This window comes from Actinoplanes sp. HUAS TT8 (genome assembly GCF_051380535.1).
Classification (GTDB): domain Bacteria; phylum Actinomycetota; class Actinomycetes; order Mycobacteriales; family Micromonosporaceae; genus Actinoplanes.
This window is the reverse complement of record NZ_CP195646.1, coordinates 5,499,420-5,519,895: the sequence shown is the minus strand read 5'-3', so window position 1 is coordinate 5,519,895 and position 20,476 is coordinate 5,499,420. Positions and strand designations below refer to the sequence as shown.

The 20,476-nt window shown below is 69.2% G+C and carries 15 protein-coding genes; 2 read left to right on the top strand and 13 right to left on the bottom strand.

The genetic code is table 11. The features are described from left to right. Positions 1-114: 114 nt before the first annotated feature. The 7 genes from ACSHV8_RS24555 to kdpF all read right to left on the bottom strand — a co-directional run bounded on the left by ACSHV8_RS24555 (position 115) and on the right by kdpF (position 9,492). Positions 115-1,095, bottom strand: a complete 981-nt coding sequence (locus ACSHV8_RS24555; RefSeq protein WP_436536111.1) for a DUF4238 domain-containing protein — start codon at positions 1,093-1,095, stop codon at positions 115-117. Positions 1,096-1,576: 481 nt separating this feature from the next. Next, positions 1,577-2,248, bottom strand: a complete 672-nt coding sequence (locus ACSHV8_RS24550; RefSeq protein ID WP_436536110.1) for a response regulator — start codon at positions 2,246-2,248, stop codon at positions 1,577-1,579. Then, positions 2,245-4,728, bottom strand: a complete 2,484-nt coding sequence (locus ACSHV8_RS24545) for a DUF4118 domain-containing protein (RefSeq protein ID WP_436536109.1) — start codon at positions 4,726-4,728, stop codon at positions 2,245-2,247. The genes ACSHV8_RS24550 and ACSHV8_RS24545 overlap by 4 nt, the downstream gene beginning before the upstream one ends. A 72-nt stretch (positions 4,729-4,800) precedes the next feature. Beyond that, entirely contained in the window at positions 4,801-5,649 is an 849-nt protein-coding gene (locus tag ACSHV8_RS24540; protein WP_436536108.1) for a potassium-transporting ATPase subunit C, read from the bottom strand. A 5-nt stretch (positions 5,650-5,654) separates the two neighbouring features. Then, the gene (gene kdpB / locus ACSHV8_RS24535; RefSeq protein ID WP_436536107.1) at positions 5,655-7,760 is read right to left on the bottom strand and encodes a potassium-transporting ATPase subunit KdpB; all 2,106 of its coding nucleotides are present in this window, start codon (positions 7,758-7,760) and stop codon (positions 5,655-5,657) included. Beyond that, positions 7,757-9,403, bottom strand: coding sequence for a potassium-transporting ATPase subunit KdpA (gene kdpA / locus ACSHV8_RS24530; protein WP_436536106.1), 1,647 nt, complete (start codon positions 9,401-9,403; stop codon positions 7,757-7,759). The genes kdpB and kdpA overlap by 4 nt, the downstream gene beginning before the upstream one ends. Next, positions 9,403-9,492, bottom strand: a complete 90-nt coding sequence (gene kdpF, locus ACSHV8_RS24525) for a K(+)-transporting ATPase subunit F (RefSeq protein ID WP_436536105.1) — start codon at positions 9,490-9,492, stop codon at positions 9,403-9,405. The genes kdpA and kdpF overlap by 1 nt, the downstream gene beginning before the upstream one ends. Positions 9,493-9,822: 330 nt before the next feature. On the opposite strand from kdpF, the gene ACSHV8_RS24520 reads away from it, so the two are divergent. Together ACSHV8_RS24520 and ACSHV8_RS24515 are read left to right on the top strand one after the other, a co-directional pair. Continuing rightward, on the top strand, positions 9,823-10,233 hold the full coding sequence (locus ACSHV8_RS24520; protein ID WP_436536104.1) for a hypothetical protein: 411 nt from the start codon (positions 9,823-9,825) through the stop codon (positions 10,231-10,233). 58 nt (positions 10,234-10,291) lie between these two features. After that, on the top strand, positions 10,292-12,217 hold the full coding sequence (locus tag ACSHV8_RS24515) for an amino acid transporter (protein WP_436536103.1): 1,926 nt from the start codon (positions 10,292-10,294) through the stop codon (positions 12,215-12,217). Between the two features lie 34 nt (positions 12,218-12,251). On the opposite strand, the gene ACSHV8_RS24510 is transcribed toward ACSHV8_RS24515, so the two are convergent. From ACSHV8_RS24510 to ACSHV8_RS24485, 6 genes are all read right to left on the bottom strand, one after another. Further along, entirely contained in the window at positions 12,252-13,820 is a 1,569-nt protein-coding gene (locus ACSHV8_RS24510) for a diguanylate cyclase domain-containing protein (RefSeq protein WP_436536102.1), read from the bottom strand. A gap of 435 nt (positions 13,821-14,255) precedes the next feature. Then, positions 14,256-14,735, bottom strand: coding sequence for a hypothetical protein (locus tag ACSHV8_RS24505; RefSeq protein WP_436536101.1), 480 nt, complete (start codon positions 14,733-14,735; stop codon positions 14,256-14,258). A gap of 327 nt (positions 14,736-15,062) precedes the next feature. Continuing rightward, entirely contained in the window at positions 15,063-16,208 is a 1,146-nt protein-coding gene (locus ACSHV8_RS24500) for an epoxide hydrolase family protein (protein WP_436536100.1), read from the bottom strand. Positions 16,209-16,261: 53 nt separating this feature from the next. Beyond that, positions 16,262-16,588, bottom strand: coding sequence for a hypothetical protein (locus ACSHV8_RS24495; protein ID WP_436536099.1), 327 nt, complete (start codon positions 16,586-16,588; stop codon positions 16,262-16,264). Positions 16,589-16,629: 41 nt separating this feature from the next. Further along, positions 16,630-18,207, bottom strand: a complete 1,578-nt coding sequence (locus ACSHV8_RS24490; protein ID WP_436536098.1) for a diguanylate cyclase — start codon at positions 18,205-18,207, stop codon at positions 16,630-16,632. 24 nt (positions 18,208-18,231) lie between these two features. Continuing rightward, on the bottom strand, positions 18,232-20,364 hold the full coding sequence (locus ACSHV8_RS24485) for a putative bifunctional diguanylate cyclase/phosphodiesterase (RefSeq protein ID WP_436536097.1): 2,133 nt from the start codon (positions 20,362-20,364) through the stop codon (positions 18,232-18,234). Positions 20,365-20,476 lie beyond the last annotated feature (112 nt).

The following is a 20,476-nucleotide window of genomic DNA, read 5'->3' as shown; positions in this document are numbered from 1 at the left end:
TGGGACGTTGGCGGTCGGCTTTGTCTCGTGATCGCTGCTAAACATGCGCCGTGGTGGAGCCGCTGAGTTGCCAGCGACCGCGCCCGCTACCTTCGGGGGGCGATCCGCAGGGCATCAGGTGACGACGTCGGTGCCCCCGAGGGTCCGGATTAGCTGATCAAGGTCCGGATCTGCGACTGGTTCGAAGCGCGCAGGGAAAGTGGAATCGCCAGATCCGGCCGACAGCGTAACCCGCGGCTTTGGCAGAGCTGGCGCGTTCCTGCCGAGGTATAGGTATGCGGGCCATCTCATGTCCGGATGCCGGTACACCGCCGCCGAACACCAGGTCACCTGACCTTCATTAGCAATCCTTACCAATTCAGGAGTCAGCGAGACCGCCGTGTCCCGGCCGCGGTTGGTCGCAATGAGAAGCCGGTTCGGGGCGACCGGCAACAGAAGATCAGCATCGTCGGGCAATACACCCGTCCAGCCCAAGCCCGGCCCGCCTGGGTGCCACAGGACGGCCGGGGAATCGCCGATCAACAGCACGCGCCGAAGACCGGAGGCCACAACGAGGCGGCGACCCTTGAGGCCACTCACCAGCCGATCAGCGGTGCGAAGCATGAGACGCAGCCGGGTACGGGTCACGTCCGGGTCTGCCGGTTTCGGTGGTGCTGTCCGACGTGCCTCCTCGAACACAGCGTCACGTTCGGCGCCTGCGAGTGGAACGGGTCGCTCCTTGTCGATGGTGTCGACGACCTGGGTCGCATACATGAGCGGCCACAGATGCCTCTCGATTTGCTGGTCGATGCTGCGGAACGTGGGGCTCCGGGCGATCTGGAAGGCGATTAGCCTGATGAGCACGTGCAGATCCGACTGTTCATTGGGTAGACGCCCGCTGAGGAGGTCTTGAACCAACTGCCGCGCCGGGCTTTCGATGTGATTGGCCAGGTAGGTTTCGACGGCCTGAGGGTCAGAGGTGGCCGGTGACTCGTCACGGTAGAAATGTGAGATCACCGCAGCGCCTTTGACACCCGTCTTGTGTTCTCGGCCGGCTCGGTTGCGGGCGATCAGCTGCCCGTTGTTGGCGAAGGCGTTGAGCAGCAGTTGCGGCACAGTGTGATTGCGACGCGGAGGAGGCACGCGTCGTAGTCTTTCACCGCCAGGCGAACCGGGCGATCTCATTTGGTGCTGGTGAGCCGCGCGGTCCCTGTGTGGGAAGCGCAAAAGCTTTTCATCCTGCCTGGGTCGTAGACAGTCCGTAACGGTCCGACCCGACCGCCGCCGGTCGGCAGGGTTACCTCTGATCCGCCGCGGAAAGCGGCCTCCGGACCGCTCGGTCTCAGTCATGCTGGTCATGGGGCCACGGCCAGGCCGGGTCGATGACACTGTGCGTGAGCGGCGCCAGGACCGTTGCCTCAGTCGACGGCGCTGGCGCTGGCGACAACGTCCCTCTACAAGAGGACAGCTGTAACAGCGGAGACATTGCCGTCTGGTCGATGTGTGGCCATTGGCCAAGGCTGCCTCAACTCACCCTCGCGGGGGTACCCCGTCGTGTCGACGCCGATCGTCGCTTGTTTCAGCAGTTCCGGTGTGGTCACGGGCGGAAGCGGTAGCCCATGCCGGGCTCGGTCAGCAGATGCCGCGGGTGGGCCGGGTCGGTCTCGAGTTTGCGGCGCAGCCGGGCCATGTACTGGCGCAGGTAGGCCGACTCGTTGACCGCCTCCGGCCCCCACACGTTCTGCAGCAGCTCCCGCTGGATGATCAGTTTCCCGGGGTGGCGCAGCAGTTGTTCGAGCAGCTGCCACTCGGTGGGGGTCAGCCGGACGTCACCGCCGCGGACGGAGTGATCGGCGAGGTTGACGACGTGCTGCCCGATGCGGGCCTCGGCGACGGTCTCCACATCGGTCTGGACCCGGCGGGTGACCGCGCGGACCCGGGCGATGAGCTCGTCGATGCCGAACGGTTTGGTGATGTAGTCGTCGGCGCCGGCTTCCAGAGCGTCGACCTTGTCGTGGCTGCCGGTGCGCCCGGACAGCACGATGATCGGGATGCCGGTCCAGCCGCGCAGCCCGCGGATGACCTCGGTGCCGTCCATGTCGGGCAGCCCCAGGTCGAGAATGACCAGGTCGGGGCGCTGGTGGGCGGCGCTGCGCAGGGCGGTGGTCCCGTCGTCGGCGGTGTCGACCCGGTAGCCGCGGCCGGTCAGGTTGATCCGGATGGCCCGCACGATCTGGGGTTCGTCGTCGACGACGAGGATGCGGGTCATGCCGTGGCCGCGGTCGGCAGGGACAGGATCATGGTGAGGCCGCCTCCAGGGGTGTCTTCGGGGATGAGGGTGCCGCCCATCGCCTCGGTGAGCCCGCGGGACAGGGCCAGGCCGAGGCCGACGCCGGTGTGGTTGTCGCGGTCGCCGAGCCGCTGGAAGGGCCGGAACACGTCGTCCCAGCGGTCTTCGGGGATGCCCGGCCCGTGGTCGATGACCCGGATCTGGACGGTGTCGGCGTGCGCGCTCGCGGTGATCATCGGCGGCCGGTCGGGCGGGCTGTAGCGCAGGGCGTTGGCGACCAGGTTGGCCAGGACCCGTTCGAGCAGGCCGGGGTCGGTGCGGATCAGCGGCACGTCGTCGGAGGGCAGTACGGTGACCCGGCGCCCGTCGGGCCCGAGGTCGTCCAGGGCCCGCGGGATGATCTCCTCGGTGCCGACGTCGATCGGGCTGACGCCGAGCGCGCCGGCCTGCAGGCGGCTCATGTCGAGCAGGTTGGCGACGAGTCGGTCGAGCTTGTCGAGTGATTCCTCGGCGGTCGCGAGCAGTTCGGCGCGGTCCTGTTCGTCGAACTGCACCTCGGTGCTGCGCAGTCCCGCGATCGACGCCTTGGCGCTGGCCAGCGGCGTACGCAGATCGTGGCTGACCGCGGCCAGCAGGGCCGTGCGCATCTTGTCGGCCTCGGCCAGGGGTTTGGCCGCGGCCGCCTCGGCGCGCAGCCGGTCCTGCTGCAGGGCGGTGGCCGCCTGGGCGGCGAACGCCTCGATGATGCGCCGGTCGGCGGCCTCGACCGGCCGCCCGCACAGCAGCATCCTCAGCCGGTCGTCGACCTTCACCACGACGTCGGCCTCACCGGAGACGGTGCACGGGCTGTCGCCGACGTGCGCGGCGACGTCGTCGCCGTCGAGCAGGGTCACCGAGCGCAGGGCGAACGTCTCGCGCAGCCGTTCCAGCAGTGCGGCGAGCCGGCGTTCGCCGCGCAGCACGCTGCCGGCCACGGTAGCCAGGGTCTGTGCCTCGGCGGCGGCCTGCGCGGCCTGCCGGGTCTTGCGGGCCGCGGTGTCCACGACCCAGCTGACGGCGAGCGCGACAACCACGAAGATGGCCAGGGCCAGCAGGTTGTCGCCCTCGGCGATGGTGAATCGGCCGATCGGCGGGATGAAGAAGTAGTTGAGGATCAGCGAGCCGGCGATGGCGGCCAGCAGGGCCGGCCACAGGCCGCCGACCAGGGAGACGCCGACCACGGCGGCCAGGAACAGCAGGATGTCGTTGATCAGGGACAGTGACGGGATCAGGTGCAGCAGCCCGGTCAGCGCGGGCAGGCCGAGCAGCACGGTGGCGAACCCGGCGATCCGGCGCCCGCGCGACAGCGCGGCCGGCATCCGTTCCCGGCGCCGCCCCTGCCCGGCCCGTTCGTGGGTGACCAGGTGCACGTCGATCGATCCGGACAGTGCGGTGGTCGTGGTGCCGACGCCGGCCGCGAAGAGCTGGGCGAATCGGCTGCGGCTGGAGGCGCCGAGCACGATCTGGGTGGCGTTGACGCCACGGGCGAAGTCGAGCAGGGCGCGCGGCACGTCCGCGCCGACGACCTGGTGGTACGTGCCGCCGAGGCTCTCGACGAGCATCCGCTGGCGGGACAGGGCGGCCGGGTCGGCCCCGGCCAGCCCGTCGTTGCGGGTCACGTGCACGGCCATCAGGTCGGCGCCCTTGGTGCGGTCGGCGATCCGCGCGGCCCGCCGGATCAGCGTCTCGCCCTCGATGCCGCCGGTCAGCGCGACCACGACCCGTTCCCGGGTCTCCCAGGTGGCGTCGATGTCGTGGTCGGCCCGGTAGCGGTCCAGCTGGTCCTCGACCTTGTCGGCCAGCCAGAGCAGGGCCAGTTCCCGCAGGGCGGTGAGGTTTCCGGTACGGAAGTAGTTGCCCAGCGCCGCGTCGATCTTCTCCGGCTGGTAGATGTTGCCGTGCGCCATCCGCCGCCGCAGCGCCTCGGGTGTCATGTCGACCAGTTCGACCTGCTCGGCCGCGCGGACCACGGCGTCGGGCACGGTCTCGCGCTGCTCGACGCCGGTGATCCGGGCCACCACGTCGTTGAGCGACTCCAGGTGCTGCACGTTCACCGTGGTCAGCACGTCGATGCCGGCGTCGAGCAGGGCGTGTACGTCCTGCCAGCGTTTGGTTTTGGCGGTTCCCGGGACGTTGGTGTGGGCCAGTTCGTCGACGACCGCCAGTTCGGGTTCGCGGGCCAGGACGGCGTCCAGGTCCATCTCGGTGAACGAGGCGTTGCGGTAGACGAGGTCGCGGCGCGGCACGACCTCGAGGTCGCCGATCATCGCGGTGGTGTGTTTGCGGCCGTGCGTCTCGACGTAGGCGATGACCACGTCGGTGCCGCGTTCCGCGCGCCGGTGGGCTTCTTCGAGCATCGCGTACGTCTTGCCGACGCCGGGTGCCGCGCCCAGATAGATCCGCAGTTCCCCGCGTGCCATGCCGTCCTCCGCGAACGAATGGGCCGGCCGGCCCGGGCGTGAGGGGGCGCCCGGGGCGGCCGTGTCTGTTGGTTACCGGCCGTCGAGCGCGAGGTTGAGTTCGAGCACGTTGACGGCGGGCTCGCCCATGAAGCCGAGGGCGCGGCCGGTCGTGTTGTCCTTGATCAGCTGGTGGACCCGGTCGAGGGTGATGCCGCGTTCGCGGGCGATCCGGGGCGCCTGCAGGTTCGCGTAGGCGACGCTGATCTGCGGGTCGAGGCCGCTGCCGCTGGCGGTGACGGCGTCGGCGGGCACGGCCGGCTCGGCCGGGGCGTCGCCGCGGATCGGGGTGATCACGCCGCCCTCGGCGACGTAGTCGGTCTCGTTCTTGGCCGGCTCGACGGTGACGCCCCGGTAGGTGGAGACGAACGGGGTGCCGGTCTGGTTGACCGAGACGACCCGGGTGACCGGGCCGGTCAGGCCGTCGCGGTAAAAGACCGCGAGGACCGCGCCGACACCGTCGGTGGTGCAGTAGGGCCGGCTGCCGTCGACGCCTTCGAGCTTGCCGACGGCCAGGCTGCGCGAGCAGACCTGGGTGAGCAGGCTCTGCGAGGCCACGTCGGGGTTGTCGGAGAGGGTGTCGACCACGCTTTCCGGGCCGAGGTTGCTGGCCGAGGTGGAGGTCGGGTCGTACCCGTCACCGGCCGCGGACGGCCGGCTCTGGAAGTACTTCGGGACCGGGTTGCCGTCGGCGTCGGTGAACGACTGACCGATCAGGGTGCTGCCGACCGGGGTCATCGAGCCGGCCGCCTTGCCGGACAGGCCGGGCAGCTTGCCGAGGCCGACGAACAGCAGCGGGTAGGCCAGGCCGAGCAGGACGGTGAAGACGAGCAGCGCGCGCAGCGCCGCCAGGTGCTGGGAGAGCCACGTGGGAAGTCGCATCTGGATCAGATCCCGGGGATGAGCTGGATGAGCAGGTCGATGAGCTTGATCCCGACGAACGGGGCGATGATGCCGCCGAGGCCGTAGACCAGCAGGTTGCGCCCGAGCAGGGAGCTGGCCGAGGACGGCCGGTACCGGACGCCGCGCAGGGCGAGCGGGATCAGGATGACGATGATGATCGCGTTGAAGATGACCGCGGACAGGATCGCCGAGCCCGGCGAGTGCAGCCGCATGATGTTGAGCGTGTCCAGGCCCGGGTAGACCGCGGCGAACATGGCCGGGATGATCGCGAAGTACTTGGCGATGTCGTTGGCGATGGAGAACGTGGTCAGCGCCCCGCGGGTGATCAGCAGCTGCTTGCCGATCTCGACGATCTCGATCAGCTTGGTCGGGTCGGAGTCGAGGTCGACCATGTTGCCGGCCTCCTTCGCGGCCGACGTGCCGGTGTTCATGGCGACACCGACGTCGGCCTGGGCCAGCGCGGGGGCGTCGTTGGTGCCGTCACCGGTCATCGCGACCAGCCGGCCGCCCTGCTGCTCCTTGCGGATGTAGGCGAGTTTGTCCTCGGGGGTGGCCTCGGCCAGGAAGTCGTCGACCCCGGCCTCGTCGGCGATCGCCTTCGCGGTCCGCGGGTTGTCGCCGGTGATCATCACGGTCCGGATGCCCATCTTGCGCATCTCGTCGAACCGGGCCTTCATCCCGGCCTTGACCACGTCCTTGAGGTGGATGACGCCGAGCACCCGATCGTTCTCGGCCACCACCAGCGGGGTGCCGCCGGAGGCGCTGATCCCGTCGACGATCTCGCCGACCTCGTCGCCGGGCTGCCCGCCGTTGGCCCGGACCCACTTGATCACCGCCGAGGCGGCGCCCTTGCGGATCTGCCGATCGCCGAGGTCCACGCCGCTCATCCGGGTCTGCGCGGTGAACGGGACGAAGACCGCGTCGGTCATCAGGCCCGGCTCGCGCTCTCGCAGGCCGTACTCGTTCTTGGCGAGAATCACCACCGAGCGCCCTTCGGGCGTCTCGTCGGCCAGGCTGCTCAGTTGCGCCGCGTCGGCGAGACCTTGCGGATCAACACCATTGACGGGTACGAACTCGGCGGCCTGCCGGTTGCCCAGCGTGATCGTGCCGGTCTTGTCGAGCAGCAGCGTGTTCACGTCACCGGCCGCCTCCACGGCCCGGCCGCTCATGGCCAGCACGTTGCGCTGCACGAGCCGGTCCATGCCGGCGATGCCGATCGCCGACAGCAGTGCCCCGATGGTGGTCGGGATCAGGCAGACCAGCAGCGACACCAGGACGATCCCGGTCACGCCGTTGGCGTCGATGGCCGAGGTGTCCGGCGCGGCCGCGTTGTAGGCCTTGGAGAAGATCGCCAGGGGCTGCAGGGTCACGACGGCCAGCAGGAAGATGATGGTGAGCGCGGCCAGCAGGATGTTCAGCGCGATCTCGTTCGGCGTCTTCTGCCGGTTCGCGCCCTCGACCAGGGCGATCATCCGGTCCACGAAGCTCTCGCCGGGCTTCTGGGTGATCTTGACGACGATCCGGTCGGACAGCACCTTGGTGCCGCCGGTGACCGCAGACCGGTCCCCGCCCGACTCGCGGATCACCGGCGCCGACTCACCGGTGATGGCCGACTCGTCGACACTGGCGATGCCCTCGATGACATCACCGTCGCCGGGGATGATCTGGCCGGCCTCGACCACCACGACGTCGCCCTGCTTGAGCTCGGGTGCCGGCACGATCCGGCCGTCCCGCAGGTGGGCCACGGTGTCCTGTTTGGCCGCGCGCAGCGCCGCCGCCTGAGCTTTGCCCCGGCCCTCGGCGACCGCCTCGGCCAGGTTGGCGAAGACCACGGTCAGCCACAGCCAGACGGTGATCAGCCACGCGAACAGGCTCGGGTCGGTGATCGACAGGACGGTGGTGAACACGGCGCCGACCTCGACGATGAACATCACCGGGTTGCGCCACAGGGTGCGCGGGTCCAGCTTGCCCAGGGCCTGCGGCAGCGACTTCCAGAGCTGCTGCGGGTCGAGCAGGCCGGCCTTGACCGGCGTGGCCGGGGGAACCGGATCGACGGCGGGAGCGGGGGCTTGTTCTTCCAGGTTGATCATGACAGACCTTCTGCGAGCGGGCCGAGCGCGAGGGCGGGGAGGAAGGTGAGGGCGACCAGGACGACGGTCACGCCGACGACCATGCCGACGAACAGCGGCTGGTGCGTGGGCAGCGTGCCCTCGGACTCGGGCACCGGGCGCTGCTTGGCCAGCGAACCGGCCAGGGCGAGAACCAGGACCAGGGGCAGGAATCGGCCGAGCAGCATGGCCAGGCCGGTGGCGATGTCCCACCACGGCGTATTGACGGTGATGCCGCCGAACGCCGAGCCGTTGTTGTTGGCGGCACTGGTGAACGCGTACAGAACCTCGGACAGGCCGTGCGGGCCGGTGTTCAGTGCCGTCGCGTTGTTCCCGGTGGCGAACGCCGCCGCGGTACCGATCAGCACCAGGGCCGGGGTGACCAGGAAGTAGAGCGAGGCGAGTTTGATCTCCCGCGCGCTGATCTTCTTGCCCAGATATTCCGGCGTACGCCCGACCATCAGTCCGGCCACGAAGACCGTGATCACCGCGAGGATGAGCAGGCCGTAGAGGCCGGATCCGGTACCACCGGGGGCGACCTCGCCGAGCATCATGTTGACGATCGGCATCATGCCGCCCAGCGAGGTGTACGAGTCGTGGAAGCTGTCCACCGCCCCGGTCGAGGTGAGCGTGGTGGCCGCGGCGAACGTCGCCGAGTTCGGGATGCCGAACCGGGTCTCCTTGCCCTCCATGGCCGCGCCGACCGCCTGCGGGACGGTGCCGGAACCGTGCAGTTCCAGGCCGACCGTCAGCGCGATCGAGCCGATCGCCAGGATGGCCATGACCGCCGCGATCGCGTACCCCTGGCGGTTCTGCCCGACCATGCGCCCGAAGACGCGGGGCAGGCTGAACGGGATCAGGAAGATCAGGAAGATTTCGAGCCAGTTGGTCCAGGCGGTCGGGTTCTCGAACGGGTGGGCCGAGTTGGCGTTGTAGAAGCCGCCGCCGTTGGTGCCGAGCTCCTTGATCGCCTCCTGGGAGGCGACCGGCCCGCCGGTGATGTGCTGGGTGGCCCCGGTCAGCGTGGTCACGTCGGTGCCGCCGGACAGGTTCTGCACCATTCCGCCGATCATGAAGATCAGCGTGGCCAGCACGCAGATCGGCAGCAGGATCCGCAGGGTGATCCGGGTCAGATCGACCCAGAAGTTGCCCAGCGTGGAACCCTTGCTGGCGGCGAACCCGCGGATCAGGGCGACCACGACCGCGATGCCGACGGCGGCCGAGACGAAGTTCTGCACGGCCAGACCGGCCATCTGCGCCAGGTGGCCCATCGTGGACTCACCGGAATAGGCCTGCCAGTTCGTGTTGGTCACGAAGCTGACCGCGGTGTTCCAGGCGATGTGCGTGGCCACCGGGTCGAAGCCCAGCGACAGCCACAGTTTGTCCTGGAAACGCAGCAGCAGGTAGAGGAACAGGACCGAGACGGCGGAGAAGGCGAGCACCGAGCGGGCGTAGACGCCCCAGGTCTGCTCGGCGGCCGGGTCGACGCCGACGGCGCGGTAGACGCCGCGCTCCACCACGTTGTGCCGGGTTCCGGTCACCACGCGGTACATGTAGTCGCCGAACGGCTTGTAGACCGCGACCAGCGCGACCACCAGCGAGATGACGAACAGCCAGCCGGCCATCAGAACTTCTCCGGGAACAGCAGGGCGGCGACCAGGAAGACGCCGAGGACGACAGCGAGGATCAGACCGATCAGGTTGACGGCGCTCATCAGCGTTCGACCGCCCGGACCAGCACGGCCAGCGCTGCGAACAGCACCACCGTGAGCACGACGAAGCCGAGATCAGCCACGGGAAACTCCAAGTACGAGTGGGGTGGTTTTGCTTACGACCGGAAGTGAAACCCGCTCCGCAGGCAGTTGCGGCATCTGTTGACACCACTGCTACAGGCACCCGGTGGTTCTTGACGCGTTGTTAACGCCGGGCCGTCCGGCGCTGCGGCGGGCCGCCGCCGTGAACGGGTCGTGAAAGGTGCGGCGCCGGCCGTAGCGGTCCCGTCAACGACACTTCCGCCGCCGCCCGGCCCGCGCTGTGCTCGACACATGACCGATGTTCGACGCGACGACGACACGTTCCCGGCCGCAGTGTTCGGAGTGGCCGGCGGCTGCGCCGTCGTGATCGCCGCGGCCATGCTCGCGGCCGGGTTGTTCGCGCCGGCCCGGGCCGGCGAGCTGATCGCGATGGCGGTGACGGTCGCCGTCCTGGCCGCGGTGACGACCGACGGGCGGGCGTGTCTCGTGGTGACCGGTTTCGCCGCCCTGGTCTACGTCGGATTCCTCGCGCACCGGCACGGAGACCTGACCGGCGCCACCGGCTGGCCCGACACGATCCTGCTCGGCGGGGCCGCCCTGCTCGGCCGCAGCCGGCGCTGGACGCACGTGCGGATACCGGCCGCGCGTTTCTTTGACGCTTTGTTAACGCCGCACGGCGGGCGCCCGCAGCGGATCCGGTGACAGACTTCTGGCAGGCACGGCTCAACCGGCCGAATCCCGTACGCCGGAGGAGTTCGTCATGTCCGCAATCGGTCGGACCAGGGACCGCACAGCGGTCCGAGGCTGGATGTTGAAAGGCCTCAGCGACCGCGCGGCCCAGCACGACGGCCCGCACGCCGATCCGCAGGAGAAGCCGCACAGCTGGTGGAAGGTCATGTGCCTGACCGGCGTCGACTACTTCTCGACGCTCGGTTACCAGCCGGGCATCGCCGCGCTCGCCGCCGGTGTGCTGTCGCCGCTGGCCACCCTGGTGCTGGTCCTGGTGACGCTGCTGGGCGCGCTGCCGGTGTACCGGCGGGTCGCGGCCGAGAGCCCGAACGGCGAGGGCTCCATCGCCATGCTGGTGCGGCTGCTCTCGTTCTGGAAGGGCAAGCTGTTCGTCCTGGTGCTGCTCGGGTTCGCGGCCACCGATTTCATCATCACCATCACCCTGTCGGCGGCCGACGCCACCGCGCACCTCAACGAGAACCCGTTCTGGCCGCAGTCCTGGCACGGCCGGCAGGTGCTGGTCACCCTGCTGCTGATCGCCGCCCTGGGCGCGGTCTTCCTGAAGGGTTTCACCGAGGCCGTCGGGATCGCGGTCACCCTGGTCGGCGTCTACCTCGCGCTCAACGTCGTCGTGGTCGGCGACGCGCTGTGGGAGGTGCTCAGCCACCCGCATCGGGTGACCGACTGGACCGGCGCGCTCACCACCGCCCACAGCAGCCCACTGGCCATGGTCGGCATCGCTCTGCTGGTCTTCCCGAAACTGGCGCTGGGCCTGTCCGGGTTCGAGACCGGCGTGGCCGTGATGCCGCACATCAAGGGTGACCTGCCGCAACGCATCCGCGGCGGCAAGCAGTTGCTGACCGTGGCGGCCGGGATCATGAGCGTCTTTCTGATCACCAGCAGCCTGGTCACCACCGTGCTCATCCCGGCCGAGCAGTTCAAGCCCGGCGGCGAGGCCAACGGTCGCGCCCTGGCCTACCTCGCCCACGAGAACCTCGGCAGCGTCTTCGGCAGCATCTACGACATCTCCACCATCGCCATCCTCTGGTTCGCCGGCGCCTCGGCCATGGCCGGTCTGCTCAACCTGGTGCCCCGCTACCTGCCCAAGTTCGGCATGGCCCCGTCCTGGGCCCGCGCCGTGCGGCCGATGGTGCTGGTGTTCACCGCCACCGCGTTCCTGATCACCGTGATCTTCGACGCCGACGTCGACGCGCAGGGCGGCGCCTACGCCACCGGCGTCCTGGTCCTGATCACCTCGGCCGCGACCGCCGTGACGCTGTCCGCCCGCCGCGCCCGGCAACGGGCCCGGACCTGGGCGTTCGCCGCGATCACGCTGGTCTTCGTCTACACCACGATCGTCAACGTCGCGGAACGTCCCGACGGCGTGAAGATCGCCGCCTGCTTCATCGCCGGCATCCTGGCCGTCTCGCTGCTCTCCCGCGTGTTCCGCGCCTTCGAGCTGCGGGTCAGCCGGATCGACGCCGACCCGGTGGCCGAGACCTTCCTGACCGAGCTGAGCCACCGCCAGATCCGGCTGATCGCCAACGAGCCCGAGGCCCGTGATCCGCGCGAGTACTCCGAGAAGCTCGCCCAGATCATCGCCGACAACGACATGACCGACCAGCGCGACGTGCTTTTCGTCGAGGTCACCGTCCGTGACGCTTCTGACTTCGAAACCGATTTGCACGTACGGGGGCAGGTCCTGCACCACCGCTACCGCGTCCTGACCCTGGAGAGTTCCTCGGTGCCGAGCGCGCTCGCGGCGCTGCTGCTGTGGATCCGCGACACCACGCACCGCCGCCCGCATATCTACTTCGAGTGGACCGAGGGCAATCCGGTCGCCAACTTCGCCCGCTACCTGATCTTCGGCCAGGGCGAGGTCGCCCCGGTCACCCGCGAGATGATCCGCCGAGCCGAACCCGACCGCCGCCGGCGCCCCCACATCCACGTCGGCTGAACACCGCCCGGCGGTGCGCGGTGGTCACCCGGGCTCAGCGGGTGCTCGCCGGTGCGGGTGCCGCCTCCATGCCGGCCGTGTAGCGCATCCAGGTGCCCTTGCCCTCGTGTTTGGCGGCGTACATGGCCAGATCGGCCTCGCGCAGCAGGGCTTCCTCGTCCTTGCCGGGCATCGCGCAGGTGACGCCGATGCTGGCGTTGGCGCGCACCGGCGTGTCGCGGAACGTGACCGGTTCGGTGAGCGCCTGCAGGATCCGGTGCGAGGTCTCCTCGGCGTCCGGACCGCCGCAGTCGCGCAGCAGCACCGCGAACTCGTCGCCGCCGAGCCGGGCGACCAGATCACCCGGGCGCACCGACCGGGTGAGGCGGTCGGCGACACCGACGAGCAGGGCGTCGCCGGCCGCGTGGCCCATCGAGTCGTTGACCGCCTTGAACCCGTCGAGGTCGATCAGCAGCAGCGACACCGAGCCGGCCCCGGATCCGGCCAGCGCGGCGGCGAGCTGCTCGTGGAAGTGGGTGCGATTGGCCAGCCCGGTCATCCCGTCGAACAGGGCCTGGCGGCGCAGCCGGGTCTCCTGGGTCCGCAGTTCGGCCAGCGCGACGTCGAGCCGGCGGATCAGCTCGGTGTTGTCGTAGAACGAGGCCAGCTGCCGGCCGACGACCAGGGCGAAGATGATGCCCACGCCGGTGACGACACCCCAGAGCCGGGCGTCGAGCCCGTCGGGGAGCACCACGACCAGGGCGGTGAAGGCGACGGCGATCGACCCGTACGGCAGGAAGCTGTAATGCTTTTTCCGTCGCGACCCGAAGGCGTCCTCGTCGAAGCGGGCGATGATCTCCTGCATCCGTGGGCCGAGCGCGAGGAACAGCGACGGCAGGAATCGGATCGCGTAGACATACGGCGGTGTCCCGGCCGAGGAGTCGGTGACGGCGAAGATGCCGACGATGCTGATCGCCGCGGCGACCAGCATCGGGGTGACCGCCGCCTTGTGGATCGGGGCGTTGCCGCTGAGCGCCATCTTCACCGCCGCGAAGCCCGAGGTGAGGATGGCGGCGGCGGTGACCAGGGAGGCCACCACTCCGGTGCCGTCGCGGGGGTCGGCGGCGAAACACCAGGCCACCACGGTGCCGCCGACGAGCACGGTCGCGGAGTCGAGCCAGAACGCGAACTTCTGCCGCCGGGTTCGTCGCGGGTGCGGATGCAGCAGCATGTTGATGATCAGGGCGCCGAGGCCGATGCCGAAGCACAGGCCCTGCACGGTGCCGCCGGCGCTGCCGGCCTGCCCGTGGTGGGTGAGCGCGATGACGGTCTGCGTGGTGTCGCCGATGGTGAGCAGTAATCCGGCGAAGGTGACCACCCGCCAATACCGGCGGATCGCGCCCGTCGCGACCTTGGCGACCTGCCAGGCCGAGTAGGCGACCAGGGCGTCCAGCGGTGGCTGGAACGACCAGAACACGCGGACCTCGGCGTCCGGGTGCCTGTCCAGGAGCACCAGCAGCACCACGCCCACCAGGGCCCACAGTACGGCCGCGATCGTGACGGGATCACGCAGCACGGCGCTGACCGGGCAGCCCTGGCGTGCCCGCTCGGACGGGGTCGCCACGCAGACCTCCCTCGCTGTCGCCTCTTTCAATGATCGGCAGTGGGCGGCGATCACTGAGCCGGGCCGCCCGGCACCTCCGATAACTGGAGGTAAAGGACCATCTCCCGAGGGCTACAGCAGTTAAAACACTTCTGGCTACTTCGTGTCTTTCATCTCGTACCAAATAATTGTTTTGAACTACGCGAACAGCCGCTGATCGGCGCCGAGATCGCCTTCCAGCTGCGCGGCATGGTCGGGCCGGCCGCGGAGGCGGCCGGCACCGAATGGGACAACACCATTGTCCCGTCCAGCCGAAAGCTGCGGACGGTCGAGGTGCTGACCAGCAGCTTGCAAGGTAGGTCTGGACACAAGTGGCATCGATCGTCCAGATCTACCTTGCGGATTTCGGGTTCTCGTCTACGTCAAGGAGTTCCCGGTCAACAGAGGCCCGGGCGTCTACTCCCAATAGCCGCCGTCGGGGATGACGTCGAGAACGCCGCGTGGCAACAGCTGGACCTTCCTGCTGTCGAAGTTGTATTTGTCCATAACGGCGCCGCTGGTGATGCCGTACTTCTTGTTCTTGGTGAAGAAGTACGTCGGCAGGCCGCCCGCCGCCGAGATCAACTTGGCGTCCAGGCTGAGCGCCTCGCCGTCCGGACAGAGAGCCACCGGAAATGTCTTGTCGACCCAAGAACCGTCCTTGAAGATCGCCTGGAAAGTGCTCCAGTGCGGGATGCCTCGCCGGTAGCCCCACGGATCGATCAGGTATGTGGGTTCGCCGGGAACAGTGATCAGCCGTCCAGCCCACGGCTGACAGGCGCCCACCGTGTTCGCGGCCGGAGGGGCTGGCTTCGCGGAAGCATCGGCAGCCGGTGCGGCAACGGATGCGGTCAGTGCGGCGAGCGCGAAGGCGAGCACGCGGCGTGACGGGCGCATGAAGACCCTCCTGGGCTGGAAGCGGAGAACGACACCTGGACTTTATATGCGTAATTCTATGTTATGTGGCGATTTCAGCTCATGCTGCGGGCCGACAGTACGACAGTGGGCGATCGGCGCTGCCTGAAGGTCAAGACGTTCGATGTCCGCGAGGTGGATCTGGACACTCGCAACGAGTACCGCAAGGTAAGTCTGGCCACCGCAAGGTTGTCCTGGACAGGACAGCGACGACTTCCAGGAACGGTTCCCGCTGGAACTGTCCGAGCAGATCAAGTTCCTGGACCGGGTACTGTGACCGCCGACCGGCCTATCTGGTGGACGGCGTCGTCACCGCAGCTTGCCGAAGAACGTCCGGACGTCGTCGATCAGCAGCTCGGGCGCCTCCATGGCCAGGAAGTGTCCGCCCCGGCCGAGCTCGGTCCAGTGCACGACCTGGTGGTCACGCTCGGCCCACGGCCGGATCGCGTTGTCGTGACCGGACACCAGCACACCGGTCGGCACCGTCCGGCTCCACTGCTGCGGTGAACCCGCGGAGATCTCCTCGTAGTAGATCTGGGCGGCCGAAGCGGCAGTACCGGTCAGCCAGTAGATCGACACCTCGGTGAGGATGCGATCACGGTCGATGCTCTCCTCCGGCAGCCCCTCCTCCGGATCGGTGAGCTCCTTGAACTTCTCCACGATCCAGGCGAGCTGGCCGGCCGGGGAGTCGGTCAGGGCGTACCCGACGGTCTGCGGCCGTTTGGCGTTGCAGTGGAAATACCCGTCGTTCGGGTTCTGCATGCGCTGCCAGCGCTGCTGTTCGACCTCGCTGAGGTGGTCCATCTCCCCGGGGGCTCCGACCGGGAGAGTGACCATCGCGGTCAGGTGCACGCCGATGACCCGGTCCGGGTCGAGCCGGCCCACGTGCGGGGCGATCCAGGCGCCCATGTCGTAGCCGTGCACGCCGTACCGGTCGTATCCGAGCCGGTCCATCAGCTGCGCGAGGATCCCGGCGATCCGCGGCGCGTTCATCCCGGGCCCGGCCAGCGGGGTCGAGAACCCGAACCCGGGCAGCGACGGGATCACCAGGTGGAAGGCGTCGGCCGGGTCGCCGCCGTGACTGCGGGGATCGGACAGGGGGCCGATGACGTCGAGGAAGTCGACCACCCCGCCGGGCCAGCCGTGCAACAGCACCAGCGGTGTGGCGTCCGGCTCGGGGGAGGGCACGTGCAGCAGGTGCAGGTTCTGCCCGTCGATGGTGGTCAGGTGCTGTTGATACCGGTTGAGAGTCGCCTCCTGGGCGCGCCAGTTGTAGCCGGTGCGCCAATGGTCGGCGACCTCCCGCAGGTATGCGACGGGAACTCCGCGGCTCCAGCCGACCCCGGGCAGTTCGTCCGGCCACCGGGTGCCGGCCAGCCGGGCCTTCAGATCGTCGAGCTGCGACTGCGGGATATCGATACGGAACGACCGCAGATCCGGTCGGTTGTTCGTCATGCGGTCGACGCTAAAGATCGGTCAGGACAGTTCCCGTCCTAAATGTTGATCAATCAGTCCGGGACGCCGCTGAGCGGGTCGATGGTCATGGTCCCGGCCTTCGGATCCGGCGAGAGCCATCCGGTCACCCGATCGTCGGGCAGCAGCGCCGACCAGTCGATCTGCTCGGGTGAATCCATCCCGGGCGGGAGGAGCAGGGTGAATCGCCAGCGATCCTGTCCGCCGGGACCGCACCACGCGAGCCCCCGCACCTCACCGGCCGCATACTCCTCGGCGATGAGCCCGTCGCACCAGGTGCGCCGAAGTTCCTCGTCGGCGAATCCTCGGAACTCGGCGGTGATCCGGTGTTCGAGCCGCGCCCAGAAGTCCCGCTCGTCCACGTCGAACCTCCTCAGCGCAAGACCGGCGGCCGGGCCGCACCTCAGCCTCGCACAACCGCAGTGATCCGGGCGTCCGGCGGCCCGGCGATCTCGACCCGGTCGCGGCCCGCGGCCTTGGCGGCGTACAGGGCCACGTCGGCGGTGTGGATGAGTTCGGTGATGTCCACGCCGGGGCGCGCTTCGGCGAGTCCGGCGCTGATCGTCACCGCGATCGTGGTGCCGCCGCCCGCGATCGTGCGGCGCAGGTCGTCGATGCGGCCGGCCGCCTCGTGCAGTGCGGTGCCGGCCAGCACGATCGCGAACTCCTCACCGCCGTAGCGGGCCACCAGATCATCCGGGCCGGCGGCCGCGGCCAGGTGCCGGGCGACCTGCTTGAGGACGTCGTCGCCGGCGTTGTGGCCGTACCCGTCGTTGATTTTCTTGAAATGGTCGATATCGACAAGAGCAATGCTGAAGGTACGGCCGGACGTGATCATGTCGGACAGCTCGGCCATCAGATGACGCCGGTTGTGCAGCTCGGTGAGGTGATCACGCGACGCCTGCTCAGCCAGGTCGTTGCGTAGCTGCTCGATGGTGGCCAGCTGGGTGCGCAGCTGGTCGTTGGCCTGCTCCAACGCCCGGCGCTGCCGGTTGCTTTCGGTGACGTCCCGGGCCACCACGACCCGCGCGGTGCTGCGCCGCCGCACCCCGGCGAGCCCGCTGACCTGCACACTCAGGTCGGTGCCGGTGCCACCGATGTCGGTGATGATGAACTCCGGCCGGTCACCGGCCGGGAGTTCACCGAACGCGTCCGGCAGCCGCCCCTTGCCCGACGCTATGCCGAGCTGGGCCAGCAACGGGCCGGCGGCCGGGTTGTGGTCGAGGATGCGCCGCTGCTCGTCGATCACGATGACCAGGTCGGACATGATCGTGAACAGGTCCCGGTGGGTGACCGGCGCCGACGCCGGCCCGGATTCGGTACGGACCATCCAGTACATGAACGGCGCGCTGAACGCGAAACCGATCGCCGTCAGATCGACCAGTCGCCCTCCGGAGAGCACCCCGACCAGGTTGACCGCCCCGGTCGGTGCCGAGGTGAGGACCGCCATCAGATATCCGGTGTGCCGGCTGGTCGCCCGGAAGAAGATCCGCAGCACCGCGATGGTGCACCCGGCCAGCATCAGATAGCAGTAGGCCGCGTGCACCCAGAACAGCGGTCCGAACACCGCGGCGTAGGCCCCGCCGACGCTGGTCGGGGTCAGCCGGCTCATGAACAGGTGGTGCCACGGGTTGGTGGCCAGCGCGACGGTGCACAGCAGCGGCTCGGCCGCGAGCAGCACGGCCGCCTGCGGCCGTAGCCTCCAGAACCGGTCGGCCAGCGCCCGGGCCGCCGCCCACCAGCCGGCGACCAGCGCGAACACGCCCGCGTAGGCCAGCGAGATGGTCCACAACGCGGCCGTGGTGTCGTGCATGAACAGCCCGGCCATCGACATCGCCGACCACCAGGCCGCCCCGGACGCCATGAAGGCGATCGGGGCGTAGCCGGCGGCCTCGGAGCGCCGACGCCAGGCCGACACGGCGACCGCCGAGGAGATCACGATGGCGGCGGCGAAGATCGCCGCGATCACCGTCAACGCCATCACTCGTCCTGTGCCCTTCCCTCGTCAGACATTGACGCCGCTGCGGCTGACCAGGGCCAGGCCAGGGATCTGGTCGGCCGGAACCGGGCGGGAGAACAGGTAGCCCTGGCCGCGCTGCGAACCGAGCTGGACCAGCTCACCGGCCTGCGACTCGTCCTCGATGCCCTCGGCGACGGTGGTCAGGCGCAGGACCTGGGCGAGCCGGATGACCGCCTCGGCGATCGCCGAACCCTGCGCGGTGCCGTCGAGCTGGGCGACGAAGCTGCGGTCGATCTTCAGCACGTCGACCGGCAGGCGGGTCAGGTACTGCAGCGACGAGTAGCCGGTGCCGAAGTCGTCGATGGCGATACGTACGCCCTCGGCGCGGATCCGGCGCAGCGCCGCGATCTCGAGGGCCTCGTTGACCATGGCCGACTCGGTCACCTCGATCACCAGGTTCCGCGCGGGCAGGCCGCTGCGCTCCAGGGTCGCCAGCACGTCCTCGGCCAGGTGCGATTCCTGAAGCTGGCGGGGCGACACGTTGACGGTCACGGACAGGTCGATACCGTCCGCGCGCCACCGCGCGGTCTGCTCGCAGGCCTGGTCGAGCACCCACTGCCCGATCGCGACGATCTCGCCGGTTCGTTCCGCGACCGGGATGAACGCGGCCGGGGAGACGTCCCCGTGCAGCGGGTGCCGCCAGCGCAGCAGCGCCTCGACGGCCACCGCCCGGCGGGTCGCCAGCTCGACGATCGGCTGGTAGTGCACGGTGAACTCGCCACGCTGCAGCGCACCCTCAAGAGCCTCGGCCAGGGCGGCGTCGGCGGCCCGGCGGTCGTTCATCGTGGCCTCGTGGACCACGAACGTGGGCGTGCCGGTGCGCAGCGCGTGGTGCAGCGCGATCTCGGCGTTGCGCAGCACCGTCCTGGCCGGCTCGGCGGTGCGGGCGACCGCCACACCGATGTACACCGGTGTCTCCTGCATCGCGGCCAGCACCCGCTGGGCGACGACGGTCGCCTTGCCGTTCTCGGCGGTGTCGGTGAGCAGCACCCCGTAGGTGTTCTCGCCGAGCCGGGCGACCAGGTCCTCGGCCCGTACACATGATCGGAAGATCTCGGCGACCGCGGCCGGTGTGTGACCCACCGAGATGGCCAGAACCGCGAACGGCTCCCGCCCGCGGACCTGCCCGGCCAGGGCATCCTTGAGAGCGGCCCGGCTGGCCAGCCCACTCTCCATGTCACGGTCGGCCCGCGCCTGACTCGCCCGCAACTCCAGCCACTGCCGGTAGGCCACCGCCACGATCATCATGCCGGTGGCCACGACCAGCCCGATCCAGCGCACCCAGCCGGCCGACTCCACGATCACCACCAGCAGCAAGGTCACGCCGACGACCAGAGAGACCAAAGGCAGAAGAGCCACCGATTTGGGTACGGTCCGAGGGGCTCGATCGGTGGCGCTGAAGACGCCCGACGCCGACATCATCGGTGACAGCGTGAGCAGCAGATGGGCGAGAACCCCGACCGCGCCCGCGATCGGCCCGAGGATGTGGAAGATCCCGTCACCCAGGCCGGTCGCCCAGCCGGTGTCCACCAGGATCGCCAGCACCATACCGATGACCAGGACGGTGATCGGGTCCCGCCAGCGGTTGACGACCCCGCGCAGCAGCATCGCCGAAACCCCGGTGGCCAGCATCAGCCCGGCGAACGGCAGGCCGGCCAGAATGATCCAGACCCGATCCGGGCCGCCCTGCCAGATCGAGGGATCCAACCCGATCCACCAGACGATCATGGCGATGGGCGCGGCGACCGCCACCATCTCGGCGACGAACGCCCGCCGGTGCGGACCGCTCAGACGCACCAGCGCGCCGAGAACGGTGGCCAGGCCCAGCAGCGACATCCCGGCCACATGGGCGGACACGGCGATCCACCACAGCCAGGCCGGGCCCCCGAGCGTGGCCACCGTGAACGTCACCGCGTTGACCACGCCGAAACTGCGAGCGACCACCGCCAGCAGGCAGGACAGCCGGTTCAACCCGAGCCGGGCCACCCGGATCAGGTAGTAAACGCCCACCAGGTCGGCAACCGCCAGAGACAGGCCGAGAACAACCGGATACCGGTCCGGATACACCGGACCGGACACCTGCGCGAGCAGAACCACGACGAGGACAGCGGCGACCACACGCGTCGGCCTGCCACTGCCCCACCTCATGCCCGAACAGTCGGTCCGGCGGGAACCGAGCTGAGACCTACCCGCCAGGATTCGCCGTGATCACCGTCGAAGCAGCTGCCTG

Excerpts from the sequence above, each read along its gene's own strand:
- ACSHV8_RS24550 (WP_436536110.1), bottom strand. The coding sequence starts at position 2,248 with ATGACCCGCATCCTCGTCGTCGACGACGAACCCCAGATCGTGCGGGCC.
- ACSHV8_RS24545 (WP_436536109.1), bottom strand. The coding sequence starts at position 4,728 with ATGGCACGCGGGGAACTGCGGATCTATCTGGGCGCGGCACCCGGCGTC.
- ACSHV8_RS24540 (WP_436536108.1), bottom strand. The coding sequence starts at position 5,649 with ATGCGACTTCCCACGTGGCTCTCCCAGCACCTGGCGGCGCTGCGCGCG.
- kdpB (WP_436536107.1), bottom strand. The coding sequence starts at position 7,760 with ATGATCAACCTGGAAGAACAAGCCCCCGCTCCCGCCGTCGATCCGGTT.
- kdpA (WP_436536106.1), bottom strand. The coding sequence starts at position 9,403 with ATGGCCGGCTGGCTGTTCGTCATCTCGCTGGTGGTCGCGCTGGTCGCG.
- kdpF (WP_436536105.1), bottom strand. The coding sequence starts at position 9,492 with ATGAGCGCCGTCAACCTGATCGGTCTGATCCTCGCTGTCGTCCTCGGC.
- ACSHV8_RS24520 (WP_436536104.1), top strand. The coding sequence starts at position 9,823 with ATGACCGATGTTCGACGCGACGACGACACGTTCCCGGCCGCAGTGTTC.
- ACSHV8_RS24515 (WP_436536103.1), top strand. The coding sequence starts at position 10,292 with ATGTCCGCAATCGGTCGGACCAGGGACCGCACAGCGGTCCGAGGCTGG.
- ACSHV8_RS24505 (WP_436536101.1), bottom strand. The coding sequence starts at position 14,735 with ATGCGCCCGTCACGCCGCGTGCTCGCCTTCGCGCTCGCCGCACTGACC.
- ACSHV8_RS24500 (WP_436536100.1), bottom strand. The coding sequence starts at position 16,208 with ATGACGAACAACCGACCGGATCTGCGGTCGTTCCGTATCGATATCCCG.
- ACSHV8_RS24490 (WP_436536098.1), bottom strand. The coding sequence starts at position 18,207 with ATGGCGTTGACGGTGATCGCGGCGATCTTCGCCGCCGCCATCGTGATC.